This is a genomic window from Pseudomonas sp. KH_046_2 (genome assembly GCF_057838985.1).
In genome coordinates this window covers 5,061,091-5,074,910 of sequence record NZ_CM174480.1, presented here as the reverse complement: position 1 = coordinate 5,074,910, position 13,820 = coordinate 5,061,091, and the positions used below count along the sequence as shown (strand labels likewise).

Below are 13,820 nucleotides of genomic sequence, written 5' to 3'. Positions count from 1 at the left end.
GGTGGGGTTAAACGACCTCCAGCCGAACCTTGTGCTGGTTCAACAACTGCGCCAGTGCCGGCGAAGGCTGCTGATCGGTGACCAGGCAATCGACCAGGCTGATCGGCCCCAGGCGAATCATGGCGTTGCGCCCGAACTTGCTGGAGTCGGCCGCGAGGATCACTTGCCGGGCATTGGCGATGATCGCCTGGGATACCCGCACTTCCTGATAGTCGAAGTCCAGCAGGCTGCCGTCTTCATCGATGCCGCTGATGCCGACGAGGGCGAAGTCGACCTTGAACTGGTTGATGAAGTCGACGCTGGCCTGACCCACCACTCCGCCGTCGCGGCGTACGTTGCCACCTGTCAGCAGCACGTCGAAATCGTCCTTGGCGCTGAGCATGGAGGCGACGTGCAGGTTGTTGGTGATGATCTTCAGGTGACTGTGATTGAGCAGTGCCCGGGCAATGGATTCGGTGGTCGTGCCGATGTTGATGAACAACGAGGCATGGTCGGGAATCTGTGCGGCAATGGCTTCGCCGATACGCTGTTTCTCATCGCGCATCTGATCGGCGCGCATGGCGTAGGCGGTGTTTTCAACGCTGGAGTCGTAAGCCGCGCCGCCGTGGTAGCGACGCAACAGATTGGCTTCCGCGAGCTGATTGATGTCGCGGCGGATGGTCTGCGGGGTAACAACAAACAACGTGGCCATTTCCTCGATGCTGACATAGCCGCGTTCGCGGACCAGTTCGAGGATTTGCTGCTGACGGGGAGGCAGATTCATGGGGCGTCCTTTGGGCTGCCGTGCAAAATTTGCCCATGATGCCGTACGAATCCACTCCCTGCCAGTTACATGCTGATGCGAGTCCTCAGGCTGGCTTATTCAGCCTCGTCTTCAGCCGCCCAATTGCGGGTGCGGCTGACCGCTTTTTTCCATCCTGCGTAGAGTTTTTCCTTCGCCGTTTCATCCAGCGTCGGCTCGAACTGGCGTTCGATCACAGCCTTGCCGCGCAACTCTTCCAGGCTGCCCCAGAAGCCACAGGCCAGGCCTGCCAGGTAAGCCGCACCCAATGCCGTGGTTTCGCGCATTTGCGGACGCTCGACCTGTGTGCCGAGGATGTCGGCCTGGAACTGCATGAGGAAGTTGTTGGCCACTGCGCCGCCGTCCACGCGCAGGGCCTTGAGGCGTTCGCCGGAGTCCTGCTGCATGGCGTCGAGCACGTCGCGGGTCTGGTAGGCAATCGACTCCAGCGCGGCACGAATGATGTGATCCACGCGTACGCCACGGGTCAGGCCGAACAGTGCGCCACGGGCGTACGGGTCCCAATAGGGAGCGCCAAGACCGGTGAAGGCCGGCACCAGGTACACGCCGTTGCTGTCCTTGACCTTGTTGGCGAAGTATTCGGTGTCGTGGGCGTCATTGATGATTTTCAGTTCGTCACGCAGCCATTGCACGGTAGAGCCGCCGTTGAACACCGCGCCTTCCAGCGCGTAAGCGACTTCGCCACGTGGGCCGCAAGCGATGGTGGTGAGCATGCCGTGTCGGGATTTCACCGCTTTGTCGCCAGTGTTCATCAACAGGAAGCAGCCAGTGCCGTAGGTGTTTTTCGCCTGGCCTGGCTCGACGCACATCTGGCCGAACAGGGCGGCTTGCTGGTCGCCAGCGATGCCGCCGATGGCGATGCCGCTTTTGGTACGGCCATAAATTTCCGAGGACGATTTAACTTCCGGCAGCATTTCGCGCGGAATATCCAGCACCTCCAGCATCTTCGCGTCCCACTCCAGGGTGTGGATGTTGAAGAGCATGGTGCGCGAAGCGTTGGTGTAGTCGGTGACATGCACCTTGCCGCCGGTAAATTTCCAGATCAGCCAGCTGTCGACGGTGCCGAACAACAGTTCACCGTTGCGCGCGCGTTCGCGGCTGCCTTCGACGTTGTCGAGGATCCACTTGAGCTTGGTGCCGGAGAAATACGGGTCGGTGACCAGGCCGGTGGTGTCGCTGATGTATTGCTCGTGGCCATCGCGCTTGAGTTGCTGGCAGATCTCGGTGCTGCGCCGGCACTGCCAGACGATCGCGTTGTAAATCGGGCGGCCGGTGTTCTTGTCCCAGACTACGGTGGTTTCGCGCTGGTTGGTGATGCCGATGGCTGCTACCTGGTCGTGGTGCAGGCCGGCTTGTGCCAGGGCCTCGACCATCACGGCGCTTTGAGTGGCGAAGATTTCCATAGGATCGTGTTCGACCCAGCCGGCTTGCGGGTAATGCTGGGCGAACTCCCGTTGGGCGGTGCAGACCACGTTCGCGTCGCGGTCGAAAATGATCGCGCGGGAGCTGGTCGTACCCTGATCGAGGGCAATGATGTAGTTCTTATTCTGTGTGTCGGTCATGTCGATTGCCTTGGACGAAATAAGGGAGTGAGGTCTGGCGCGCGATCAAAGGGCAGGGGCACGCGCCAACGGTATCAAGAAGTTCTGGGTTTGCCGTCAATGGCCGCTGTTGCATCCTTTGTAGCAGGTACGGCGCTGGGCAGATGGCGGGCAATCAACCCACGATAGGCGGCAGCACCGAGGCAGGCACCGACAATCGGTGCAAAAACAGGAATCAGGAAATACGGAACATCGCGTCCGCCGGTGAAGGAAATTTCACCCCAGCCAGCGAAGAAAGTCATCAGTTTAGGACCGAAGTCCCGCGCAGGGTTCATGGCAAAACCGGTCAGCGGTCCCATCGAACTGCCGATCACCGCAATCAGCAGGCCGATCAGCAGCGGTGCCAACGGGCCTTTTGGCAGGCCATTGTTGTCATCGGTCAGGGACATGATCACGCCCATCAGGATGGCTGTGATGATCACCTCGACCAGAAATGCCTGGGCGGTGGTCAGCACAGGATTCGGGAAGGTGGAGAACACGGAGGCCAATTCGAGGCTGGCTTGAGTGCCGCGAACCATTTGGTGCGTTTGTTCGAATTCGAAGAATAGATTGCTGTAGAGGGTGTAAACCAACAGCGCTCCACAGAAGGCGCCCGCCACCTGGGCGAGTACGTAGAAAGGCAATTTACGTTTTTCGAAGTCCGCGAAAATGCTCAGGGCAATGCTGACGGCAGGGTTTAGATGAGCCCCGGAAACCCCGGCGGTAAGGTAGATCGCCATGCTGACGCCGACGCCCCAGATGATGCTGATTTCCCACAAGCCAAAACTGGCACCCGCGACCTTGAGCGCGGCAACGCAACCAGTACCAAAAAAGATCAGCAGCGCCGTACCCAGGAACTCGGCCATGCATTGGCTCGAGAGCGACGGTTGTTGTAAAGCAGTTGTCATTGAAACCTCATTTTTTTTGTTGTCTGGCGCTTTTTTCCATCATGGTCGGAGCGCGTTTTTCGCCGAGGCAGGATCCCCATCCTGGTCGCGGTTTACTGCTGGGTGCAGCGGTAGGACGTTTCGTAAAGTTTCAGAAACGAAAAAATATAGACAAGAAACGCTGCTGTCAAAGGTCGAAAGTGAACCGTCGGTCACAAAAAAACTATTCGTTGCATGAATGAATGAGTCATTGCGCAATGGGATGGCCAGGCAATGGCGTCATGGATGCGCCGCCGTAGAGCCTTTTATTGATCAATGTCCTAGAATCGGGCGCAGTGTTTTTCTTCTGCCGCCCAGTCTGGAGCTGTCATGACCCCCGCATTGGATTTGTTGAAAAAGGTTCGGGCCGAACATCGCGTACACAGTTACGAACATGACCCCAAGGCCGCTTCCTACGGGCTGGAAGCGGCGGAAAAACTCGGGCTCGATCCGGCGCAGGTGTTCAAGACCTTGCTGGCGGCCAGCGAGAAGGGCGAGTTGCTGGTGGCCGTGGTGCCGGTTGTCGGCAGCCTGGACTTGAAAGGGCTGGCCCACGCCGCGGGCGTGAAAAAGGTCGAAATGGCCGACCCGGCGGCAGCGCAGCGCTCTACTGGCTATCTGTTGGGCGGTATCAGTCCGCTGGGGCAGAAAAAGCGTTTGCGTACCTTCATTGATAATTCGGCCCAGCCCTTCGCCAGCATTTTTGTCAGTGCGGGCCGACGTGGGCTGGAAGTCGAACTCGCGCCGGCGGTGCTGGCCGAACACACCCAGGCGAAGTTTGCCGATATCGGCCGTGCGTGAGCCTCGAAGCAAGTGCAGCGCTGTATGGTGAAAATCAGCCGGCTCTGTCACTGGTGCCGGCTGGGCCAGCGCGGCATGCTTGGTGGTCTGACAAAGGGAGAAGGTTATGCAACTGGAGTTTCATCAGGTCGACGCGTTCAGCAATCAGCCATTCAGCGGCAATCCGGCGATGGTCTATCGGCTCGATACATGGCTCGCCGATGAGTTGATGCAAAAGATTGCCGCCGAACACAACCTCGCCGAAACGGCGTTTGTCGTGCGTGAAGGGCAGGGCTGGCACATCCGCTGGTTTACGCCGACCACCGAGGTGCCATTGTGCGGTCACGCGACGCTGGCTAGCGCCTATGTGTTGTTTGAAATCTATAAAGAACCGGTCGAGCGACTGGACTTCACCTGCAAATCCGGCCCGTTGAGCGTTACCCGTGAAGGGGCGCGCCTGTGGCTGGATTTCCCGGCGATCACTGCGTCGCCGGTGAGCGTGATCTCGGACATCGAGCGTGCACTGGGCGTGAAGGCTGTCGAGGTACTGGGTTCGAATGAGCTGTTTGTGGTGCTGGAGTCGGAGCAAGCCGTGCTCGACTGCAAGCCGGACATGGTGGCCCTGGCGAAACTGCCATGGCTGGGCGCTATCGTGACGGCGCGTGGCGAGCAGCACGATTTCGTGTCCCGTTATTTCGCGCCGGCAATCGGCATCAATGAAGACCCGGTCACCGGATCGACCCATTGCCTTCTGATTCCGTACTGGTCAAAAATTTTGGGCAAATCGAGCCTGACGGCTTTTCAGCGTTCGGCGCGGGGTGGGGAATTGTTCTGCCGGCTGGAAGGCGATCGGGTGAAGATCGGCGGCAATGCGACGCTCATGGCGAGCGGAACGCTGATGCTGGACTGATGCAAATCCAGTGTGGGAGCGAGCCTGCTCGCGAATACGGACGGTCAGTCAACATCATCATTGGCTGACACACCGCTTTCGCGAGCAGGCTCGCTCCCACAATTGTTTCGTGTGTATCAGTTGGCGGTGCTGTAGCGGCGGACACCGGATTCTGCCACCGGAATCTGCGCCGCCGTGCTGCCGGAGGCCTGGAACAGCACCAGGTGTTCAGCCGCGACACGAATACCCACGTCTGCCCCAACCTGACGGTCGACATGGCTCGGGAAGATCGATTCCAACTGTGCGCCTGTCGGCAGCTGCAAGCGATACAGGGTCGACGCGCCCAGGAACGTCTTGCCGGCAATTCGCGCCTTCAGTGCGCTGTCCGGCGCATAGACGATATCGTCCGGGCGCAGCAGCACGTCCACGGCGCCGCCTACCGGCCAGGTGTAGGCCCGATTGCCGCGCAGCTCACCCAGCTCGGTCTGCACCGATTCGGGGCTGCTCAACTGACCGCGAATGAAATAGCCCTGGCCGATGAAACTCGCCACGAAGGGTGTCAGTGGTTCGTGATACAGGTTGTAGGGCGTATCCCACTGTTCCAGGCGACCTTCCTTGAACACGCCAACGTGGTCGCTGACCGCGAAGGCTTCTTCCTGGTCGTGAGTCACCAGTATCGCGCTGGTGCCACGGGCCTTGAGGATGTCGCGTACTTCATGGCTGAGCTTGCGACGCAATTCGCCATCGAGGTTGGAGAACGGTTCGTCGAGCAACAGCAGTTGCGGCTCCGGCGCCAGGGCGCGGGCCAGGGCGACACGTTGCTGCTGACCACCGGAAAGCTCGTGAGGGAAACGCTTGCCGAGGTTCTTCAGGTTGACCAGTTCCAGCAGCTCTGCGGTCACGCGATCCTTTTGCGGATGCTTGCGAATGCCGAAGGCGATGTTGTCGGCCACGCTCAAATGCGGAAACAGCGCGTAGTCCTGGAACACCATGCCGATACGACGTTTCTCCGGAGCGAGGGTGAAACCGGCGCTGGAGATGGTCTCGCCAGCCAGCTGGATTTCGCCTTCGTGAACCGGTTCGAAACCGGCAATCGCCCGCAGGGTGGTGGTCTTGCCGCAACCCGACGAGCCCAGCAGGCAACCGATGTCGCCTGCGTTCAGGTGCAGGTTGAGGTTCTGCACCACGCGCTGGTCTTGATAGCCGCAGGCGAGATTGCGCAGGTTAAGCAGTAATGGCTGGCTCATGCGTGGTGGTACGAAGGCGGAACGAGGAATTCGAGCAAGGCTTTTTGCGCATGCAGACGGTTTTCGGCTTGATCCCAGGCCACTGAGCGCGGGTCGTCGAGCAGGTCGACACTGATTTCCTCGCCACGGTGCGCCGGCAGGCAGTGCATGAACAGCACGTCTTCAGCGGCGAGGTCGAGCAGGGCGCGGTTGACCTGATACGGTGCGAACAGTTGCAGGCGCTTGGCGGTTTCCTCTTCCTGGCCCATGGAGGTCCAGACGTCGGTACTTACCAGGTGTGCACCACGCACGGCTTCCTTCGGGTCGCGAACGATGGTGACCCGATCGCCGGCCTTGGCCAGGAACACCGGGTTGGGTTCGTAGCCTTCCGGGCAGGCAACGCGCAACTGGAAGTCGAACTGGATCGCCGCTTCTATATAGCTGTTGCACATGTTGTTACCGTCGCCGATCCAGGCCACGGTCTTGCCCTGGATGGAGCCGCGGTGTTCGAGGAAGGTCTGCATGTCGGCCAGCAACTGGCACGGGTGCAGGTCATCGGACAGGCCGTTGATCACCGGCACGCGGGAATTGGCGGCGAATTCGGTCAGGTTGCTGTGGGCAAAGGTACGGATCATCACCGCGTCGAGCATGCTCGACATGACGATGGCGCAGTCGCCGATCGGCTCGCCACGGCCCAGTTGGGTGTCACGTGGCGACAGGAAGATCGCCTGGCCGCCGAGCTGGATCATGCCGGCCTCGAAGGAGATCCGGGTACGGGTCGAGGATTTCTCGAAAATCATCCCCAGGACGCGGTTTTTCAGAGGCTCGAACAGTACGCCGCGGTTACGCAGGTCCTTGAGCTCAACGCCTCGACGGATCACGCTGACCAGCTCTTCGGGCGTGCAATCCATCAGGGAGAGAAAGTGCCTTGCGCTCATCATTGACTACCTTTTGCTACAAACCGCAGATGCTCAAAGCCTTGTTTAACGGAACAACGGGCGAGACCTGCGGCGTAAGCCGCACGGGGCGACGAAATAGGGGAAGGCGCGATCTTATAATTAAATGTCGCGTCTTACCAATAGGGCTACAGTTTTTAGGGAGTTTCAGAGGTGCTACGGTTTCACCGAGGTAGCGCTTTTGAAGCCTGTTTCCTGATAGCAGCGGTTCATTTGTACACCGGCCCCTCGGGGCTTGGCAATCAGGCTGGGCGGCAATGGTGCGCTGACAGTCGGTTTCTGGCTGTCATTCATCAGCGCCGGGCTCTACGAACACTGGCGCCTGATCGGCGAGCTGACCGGCGTGCATGGCCCCCTCTGACCGATTGAAACCCTTCAGCAAATCCAGTTGCAGGCACCGCCCAGGCCGCCTTCGGACTGAACTCGGGCGGCCATCGGCTGGCCTGATAACCCTCGATTCACAAGACGAACGTCGCTGGCGTGGCGGCGGCTCTGGCGCCATAGTTTTGTTTCCGCGGCCAACGTTGCCCGCCCAAAACAAGACAGAGACTGGCCATGACCAAGACTCTCCATCACCGTGCGTGCCATTTGTGCGAAGCCATCTGTGGCCTGACCATCGAAACCACCAGGGTCGAAGACGGTAACGTCCAGATCACTTCGATCAAGGGCGACCCCCAGGATACGTTCAGCCGTGGGCACATCTGCCCCAAGGCCGTGGCCCTGCAAGACATTCAGAACGATCCGGATCGCCTGCATCAGCCGATGCAGCGGGTGGGCAATGAGTGGCAGCCCATCGAGTGGGAAGCGGCATTCAATCTGGTCGCCGAACGCCTTGCCGCCATTCAGGAGCGTCACGGGCAAAACGCCGTGGCGGTCTATCAGGGCAACCCGAGCGTGCACAATTACGGGCTGATGACCCACAGCAATTACTTCCTCGGCCTGTTGAAAACCCGCAACCGGTTTTCCGCCACCTCGGTCGATCAATTGCCCCACCACCTGACCAGTCATTTGATGTACGGCCACAGTCTGTTGCTGCCGATCCCGGACATCGATCACACCGATTTCATGCTGATCCTGGGCGGCAACCCGCTGGCGTCGAACGGCAGCATCATGACCGTGCCGGATGTGGAAAAACGCTTGAAGGCGATACAGGCCCGGGGCGGCAAAGTGGTGGTGGTCGATCCGCGCCGTAGTGAGACGGCGGCGATTGCCGATCAGCATCTGTTCGTGCGCCCGGGTGGTGATGCCGCGCTGTTGTTCGGCATGCTCAATACCTTGTTCGCTGAAGGTCTGACCCGCGACAGCCATCTGCCGGTGGACGGCCTGGAGGACGTGCGCGAGGCCGTCGCGCCGTTCACTGCCGAGGCCATGAGTCCGTTGTGTGCCGTACCGGCCGAACAGATCCGCCAGTTGGCGCGGGACTTCGCCGCGGCACCGAGTGCAGTCTGCTATGGCCGCATGGGCGTTTCGACCCAGGCCTTCGGTACGCTGTGTCATTGGGTGGTGCAGTTGATCAACCTGGTCACCGGCAATCTCGATCGCGTGGGTGGTGCCTTGTGCACCGAGCCAGCAGTGGACCTGGTGGCGACGACTTCGGGCGGGCATTTCAATCTGTGGCAGAGCCGGGTTTCCGGGCGCCCGGAGTACGCCGGAGAATTACCGGTGTCGGCGCTGGCCGAGGAGATGCTGACCGAAGGAGAGGGGCAAGTCCGCGCGCTGATCACCGTGGCGGGCAATCCGGTGCTGTCCACACCCAATGGCCGACAACTCGAGCAGGCGCTGGACGGGCTGGAGTTCATGGTCAGCATCGACCTGTACATCAATGAAACCACGCGTTACGCCGACTTGATCCTGCCGTCTACATCGGCGCTGGAAAACGACCATTACGACACCACGTTCAACCTGTTTGCGGTGCGCAACGTCAGCCGTTTCAACCGTGCCATCCTTGCCAAGCCAAAAGGTGCCTTGCACGACTGGGAAATTTTCGTCGGCCTGGCCAAGGCGTTTGCCGCCACGACCGGCAAAGAGTTGAAGCCCACCATCGCTCCGGCGCAAATGATCGATCGCGGCCTGCGCATGGGAATGTACGGCGACAATTCAGAGCACAAGCTGTCGCTGGCGACTTTGTACGATTATCCCCATGGCGTCGATCTGGGCGCGCTCAAGCCTAACCTGACGCCCCGCCTGAAGACTGCCAATCAACGCATCCAGGCCGCACCGGCCGCGATTCTCGCTGACCTGGCGCGCTTTGCAGCCTTGCAGGCGCCGGCCGCCGACGAGTTGTTGATGATCGGCCGCCGGCATGTACGCAGCAACAACTCATGGATGCATAATTATCATCGGTTGGTGAAGGGCAAGCCACGTCACCAGTTGCTGATGCATCCGGACGATCTGGCCAGTCGCGGGCTCAGCGACGGACAGCGCGTTCGGGTCAGCTCGCGGGTGGGTGTGATCGAAGTCGAAGTGCTTGGCAGTCTGGACATGATGAAAGGCGTGGTCAGCCTGCCTCACGGCTGGGGGCACGCGCGGCCGGGTGTGCAAATGACGATTGCCAGCAGCCAGCCAGGCTCCAGCGCCAACGACCTGACCGACGAACGCCAGATTGACGAACTGTCGGGAAATGCCGCGCTCAATGGCGTGCCGGTGACCGTGGCGGCGGCTTGAATCAGTCAGACGGAGAGACCGAGCAGGGTGCTCGGCTTTCCGTTACAATGCGCCACCGTGCCGACCCGTGAGTCGGAAAGTTCAGCCGAGGTGCTCCATGGATATCATCGAAACGATTAAAGAGCAGATTGCCAACAACACCATTCTGCTTTACATGAAAGGCTCGCCGAATGCCCCGCAGTGCGGCTTCTCCGCGAAAGCCGCGCAGGCCGTGATGGCGTGTGGCGAAAAGTTTGCGTACGTGGACATCCTGCAGAACCCGGAAATCCGCGCCAACCTGCCAAAATACGCCAACTGGCCAACCTTCCCGCAACTGTGGGTTGCCGGTGAGCTGGTCGGCGGCAGCGACATCATGACTGAAATGGCTGCTGACGGTTCGCTGCAGAGCCTGATCAAGGACGCCGCCGCCAAGGCCGCTGCTCCAAAGACCGAAGCCTGATTCACTTCTGCCCGGGTTTCGGTAAAACCTGAACCCGGGTAATAAAAAGCCCCGCCACTCGAAAGAGGGCGGGGCTTTTTATTACATCGAGATTAACGGCGTAGAACTTACTCGTCTTCGCCCATCTGCGATTGCAGGTAGTTCTCAAGACCCACTTTATCGATCAGGCCCAACTGGGTTTCCAGCCAGTCGATATGTTCTTCTTCGGACTCGAGGATATCTTCAAGCAGTTCACGGCTACCGAAGTCGCCAACTGTTTCGCAATGCGCGATGGCTACTTTCAGATCGGCATGGCCGGTTTTCTCGATACGCAGGTCGCACTCCAGCATTTCCTTGGTGTGCTCGCCGATGTGCAGCTTGCCCAGGTCCTGGACGTTTGGCAGGCCTTCAAGGAACAGGATTCGCTTGATCAGCTTGTCCGCGTGCTTCATTTCGTCGATGGATTCGTGGTACTCGTGCTTGCCGAGCTTGTTCAGACCCCAATCTTCGTACATGCGCGCATGCAGGAAATATTGATTGATCGCGACCAGCTCATTGGCAAGGATCTTGTTGAGATGCTGGATGACTGTAACGTCGCCTTTCATGATGGGGTCCTGCCCTGTATTAGCTGTCAATAGAGCAGAGTTTGAGCCGGGTATTTAATAGTGTCAAACCTAAGTTATTGAAACTTAAATGAAAATTAATCGGAATAAGAATGTTTGTGTTCCGCGTCTAGAACATAACTAGTTGATTTTGAGGCATAAAAAAACCGGACATATGTCCGGTTCTTTGAAATTCGATATTTAAGCGGCTGTAAATTCTGCTGGAAAAGGAATTGCAGCCTGGGCCGTTTGCAGTTTGGTCAGGGTCTCGCGGACCACTTCCTTGGCGAGGCAGGCACATTTGCCGCACTGGCTGGCAACGCCGGTGGCCACACGGACTTCCTTGTAGCTGCAGCATCCTTCATAGATCGCATCGCGGATTTGACCGTCGGTGACGCCAGTGCAGAGGCAAACATACATAAGGAAGGACCGTCGCTGATTGTGACTCAATTGCGATGGATCTTAATGTTAACGAGAATGATTGTCAAAGTGGTTTCAGAACACTTTTCGTCATAAGCGGGTATGGCTGACGAACGGTCTGCCTGGCAAATCGGTGATACAAAACCGCCGGGGATTTCATCGTACGGGGAAAAAACCGCTAAGCCAGCTCAAACACGCGGTGTATGATGGCCGGTCTTTTGCGACCGGGGGTCGTGTCACAGGGCTGTCGCCTCAGGGTGGCAGGCTGATGCGAACCCTGTTTCTCACGCTATTACACCAGGAGATATCCAATGAGCGTACTCGTAGGCAAACAAGCCCCTGACTTCACCGTACCGGCCGTACTCGGCAATGGCGAGATCGTTGACAGCTTCACCCTGTCTTCGGCGATCAAAGGCAAATACGGCCTGGTGTTCTTCTACCCACTGGACTTCACCTTCGTTTGCCCGTCCGAGCTGATCGCTCTGGACAACCGCATGTCCGAGTTCAAGGCACGCAACGTTGAAGTGATCGCTGTTTCGATCGACTCGCACTTCACCCACAACGCATGGCGCAACACACCAGTGAACAGCGGCGGTATCGGCCAGGTTCGCTACACCATGGCTGCCGACATCAAGCAGGACATCATGAAGGCCTACGACGTTCAGTCGGCTGACGGCGTTGCTTTCCGTGGCGCGTTCCTGATCGACGACAAAGGCGTTGTCCGCTCGCAGATCATCAACGACCTGCCGCTGGGCCGTAACATGGAAGAGCTGATCCGTCTGGTCGACGCTCTGCAATTCCACGAAGCGCACGGCGAAGTCTGCCCGGCCAACTGGAAGAAAGGCGACAAAGGCATGAACGCTTCGCCAGAAGGTGTTGCCGCTTACCTGACCGAGCACGCTGCCACTCTGTAAGGCGCACGCTCCAGCTATAAAAGCAGGTATAAAAAAACCGGCCATCGAGGTTAATGCCAGTCAGTTAAGCTGACTGGCATTTTTATTTTTGATCGGATACTTCGGTGATTTCAGCCGAATCGCCCGAGGATAAACGCGCTCCTCACGTCGATGCGGCAGCACGTAGTGCGGCGCTGAAGCATGAAGCTCGGCCAAATACTTGGGGATGTTCCCGGAACGGTCGGCCGAGACGCTGTTGATAAACCCGAGAATCGCCCAGGTACACGCGGTAAAGCTCATTTCGCACGGGTAAATGCCAGGACAGTGGCGACTCATTTCCACCATCTGATAGCGCAACAAGTTGTAGCCCAACAACACGCCCCACAACTCTTGCTCGATCATCTCGGGTGTCTTGCTGCGCAGCGTATAACTGCTGTTGAGCAGCGTCTGCTTCATTTCCCGAAAGCCTAATTCGATTTCCCAGCGCTGGCTGTACAGATCAACGATCTCGTCGGAAGGAAAACGCAGCGGGTCAGCCATTGAGGTCAGAATCTGACACACCTTGCCCTTCACGGTTTTGCTCAGCAGTCGCGCGGTCAGCCGCTCCGGCAACCCAGGCCATTGCTTGCGGGCCTGCGGCGAAGTGCTCAGCGAAACAATCGCATCCTGGCGCCCCAAACGCTGGATCACCTCGTACTGCGAGCCTTTTTTCAGCGGCATCAGCCAGTGGCGTTCGACGCCTGCCTGCTGCCACTGATGCAGTAAACCTAACGAGTAAAAACCACGATCAAACAGCGTCAGCGAGTGATCGGGGGTGGTTTCGATCAGTTGCTCGGCCAGTTTCATTTCGTTGCTGCGGTAGCCGTCAAACGCACTTCCAATCAGCAAATGGCTGGTCAACTCCATTTGGCAGACCATGCGCACCTGAGGAAAACCGGTGTCGCCGTGCTGGTTGCTGGCGGAGTCATAGCGCGCCCGATTTTCCGGCGTGTCGGGCGTGCGCCAGACAACGCCATCGACGCCCAACAAACGCAGACCGGCCCAAGTCGGATGATTGGCCGCCTCATGCCAACTTTTCTGGGTCAAATCGAAGACTTGTCGTACAGCTTCGCTGCCCAATCTCTGACGGGCCTGGACTACGGCGCTGGGGGCCACCAACGGGCGCTGGCCCGGCAACATGATGTTCATGCGACTGACCACATCCCAGGCCGACATGCGCCGGAAGAACGCCATGGAGATCACGCACCAGAGCATCATTTCCAGCGGCAAACGACGCTTGCGCAGCGTTGCCACACCGGCTTGTTCAAGCGCCTGTTCGACCAAAGAAGGATCGAGCAAGGCATCCAATCCCTCGATGGCGTTGGGGGTAGAGGCGATGTTGTGGGTCAGTTCCAGTGCCCGAGCGAGACGCATAAAAAAATCCGATGCCAGTACAGGCATCGGATTTTGATTTCTTGCGGCCAAAGGTCAAGCGAGAAGGCTTAACTGATCGGCATTAGGCCATCGAGGTCGGTTTTTTTATGGACGGTATTTTCGCTTTCTGTAGGAGCGAGCTTGCTCCGGGCGGCGTTCCGACGATGGGCTCAAGAACACCTCGGCGAGTCAGACTATCCGCGTTATCGTTGACGACCATCGCGAGCAGGCTCGCTCCCACAAAGAGCCAA

Annotated in this window: 14 protein-coding genes; 6 read left to right on the top strand and 8 right to left on the bottom strand. The window is 58.7% G+C overall.

Going from position 1 to position 13,820, the window contains the following annotated elements; genetic code table 11:
- Positions 1-7: 7 nt before the first annotated feature.
- The 3 genes from AC3IX1_RS23015 to AC3IX1_RS23005 form a co-directional block, all read right to left on the bottom strand.
- The gene (locus AC3IX1_RS23015) at positions 8-763 is read right to left on the bottom strand and encodes a DeoR/GlpR family transcriptional regulator (RefSeq protein WP_007971301.1); all 756 of its coding nucleotides are present in this window, start codon (positions 761-763) and stop codon (positions 8-10) included.
- Between the two features lie 95 nt (positions 764-858).
- A complete protein-coding gene (glpK, locus tag AC3IX1_RS23010; RefSeq protein ID WP_056726149.1) occupies positions 859-2,364 on the bottom strand; it encodes a glycerol kinase GlpK in 1,506 nt (501 codons plus the stop codon).
- Between the two features lie 74 nt (positions 2,365-2,438).
- Complete coding sequence (locus AC3IX1_RS23005; protein WP_489385938.1) at positions 2,439-3,290, bottom strand: MIP/aquaporin family protein; 852 nt, start codon at positions 3,288-3,290, stop codon at positions 2,439-2,441.
- A gap of 348 nt (positions 3,291-3,638) precedes the next feature.
- Between AC3IX1_RS23005 and ybaK the strand changes: the two genes are divergently transcribed.
- Together ybaK and AC3IX1_RS22995 are read left to right on the top strand one after the other, a co-directional pair.
- On the top strand, positions 3,639-4,109 hold the full coding sequence (gene ybaK / locus AC3IX1_RS23000) for a Cys-tRNA(Pro) deacylase (RefSeq protein WP_007971306.1): 471 nt from the start codon (positions 3,639-3,641) through the stop codon (positions 4,107-4,109).
- A gap of 106 nt (positions 4,110-4,215) precedes the next feature.
- On the top strand, positions 4,216-4,998 hold the full coding sequence (locus tag AC3IX1_RS22995) for a PhzF family phenazine biosynthesis protein (RefSeq protein WP_489385937.1): 783 nt from the start codon (positions 4,216-4,218) through the stop codon (positions 4,996-4,998).
- A 116-nt stretch (positions 4,999-5,114) separates the two neighbouring features.
- Here AC3IX1_RS22995 and AC3IX1_RS22990 read toward each other — a convergent pair whose 3' ends face one another.
- The gene (locus AC3IX1_RS22990) at positions 5,115-6,224 is read right to left on the bottom strand and encodes an ABC transporter ATP-binding protein (protein WP_489385936.1); all 1,110 of its coding nucleotides are present in this window, start codon (positions 6,222-6,224) and stop codon (positions 5,115-5,117) included.
- Complete coding sequence (gene argF, locus AC3IX1_RS22985) at positions 6,221-7,141, bottom strand: ornithine carbamoyltransferase (RefSeq protein ID WP_489325987.1); 921 nt, start codon at positions 7,139-7,141, stop codon at positions 6,221-6,223. Before argF ends, AC3IX1_RS22990 begins: the two co-directional genes overlap by 4 nt.
- A gap of 253 nt (positions 7,142-7,394) precedes the next feature.
- Between argF and AC3IX1_RS22980 the strand changes: the two genes are divergently transcribed.
- The 3 genes from AC3IX1_RS22980 (at position 7,395) to grxD (ending at position 10,262) form a co-directional block, all read left to right on the top strand.
- Positions 7,395-7,520: a hypothetical protein gene (locus AC3IX1_RS22980; protein ID WP_489388801.1), complete on the top strand. Its 126-nt coding sequence runs from the start codon at positions 7,395-7,397 to the stop codon at positions 7,518-7,520.
- Positions 7,521-7,714: 194 nt separating this feature from the next.
- A complete protein-coding gene (locus AC3IX1_RS22975; RefSeq protein WP_489385935.1) occupies positions 7,715-9,823 on the top strand; it encodes a molybdopterin oxidoreductase family protein in 2,109 nt (702 codons plus the stop codon).
- 97 nt (positions 9,824-9,920) lie between these two features.
- Positions 9,921-10,262, top strand: coding sequence for a Grx4 family monothiol glutaredoxin (grxD, locus tag AC3IX1_RS22970; protein WP_007971318.1), 342 nt, complete (start codon positions 9,921-9,923; stop codon positions 10,260-10,262).
- A gap of 107 nt (positions 10,263-10,369) precedes the next feature.
- Here the strand turns inward: grxD and bfr are convergent, their stop codons facing one another.
- Together bfr and AC3IX1_RS22960 are read right to left on the bottom strand one after the other, a co-directional pair.
- Positions 10,370-10,846, bottom strand: coding sequence for a bacterioferritin (gene bfr / locus AC3IX1_RS22965; protein WP_008053519.1), 477 nt, complete (start codon positions 10,844-10,846; stop codon positions 10,370-10,372).
- A gap of 198 nt (positions 10,847-11,044) precedes the next feature.
- Entirely contained in the window at positions 11,045-11,263 is a 219-nt protein-coding gene (locus tag AC3IX1_RS22960) for a bacterioferritin-associated ferredoxin (RefSeq protein WP_008053520.1), read from the bottom strand.
- A gap of 311 nt (positions 11,264-11,574) precedes the next feature.
- On the opposite strand from AC3IX1_RS22960, the gene AC3IX1_RS22955 reads away from it, so the two are divergent.
- On the top strand, positions 11,575-12,177 hold the full coding sequence (locus AC3IX1_RS22955; RefSeq protein WP_489385934.1) for a peroxiredoxin: 603 nt from the start codon (positions 11,575-11,577) through the stop codon (positions 12,175-12,177).
- A 60-nt stretch (positions 12,178-12,237) separates the two neighbouring features.
- On the opposite strand, the gene AC3IX1_RS22950 is transcribed toward AC3IX1_RS22955, so the two are convergent.
- Positions 12,238-13,569: an IS4 family transposase gene (locus AC3IX1_RS22950; protein WP_489385477.1), complete on the bottom strand. Its 1,332-nt coding sequence runs from the start codon at positions 13,567-13,569 to the stop codon at positions 12,238-12,240.
- Positions 13,570-13,820 lie beyond the last annotated feature (251 nt).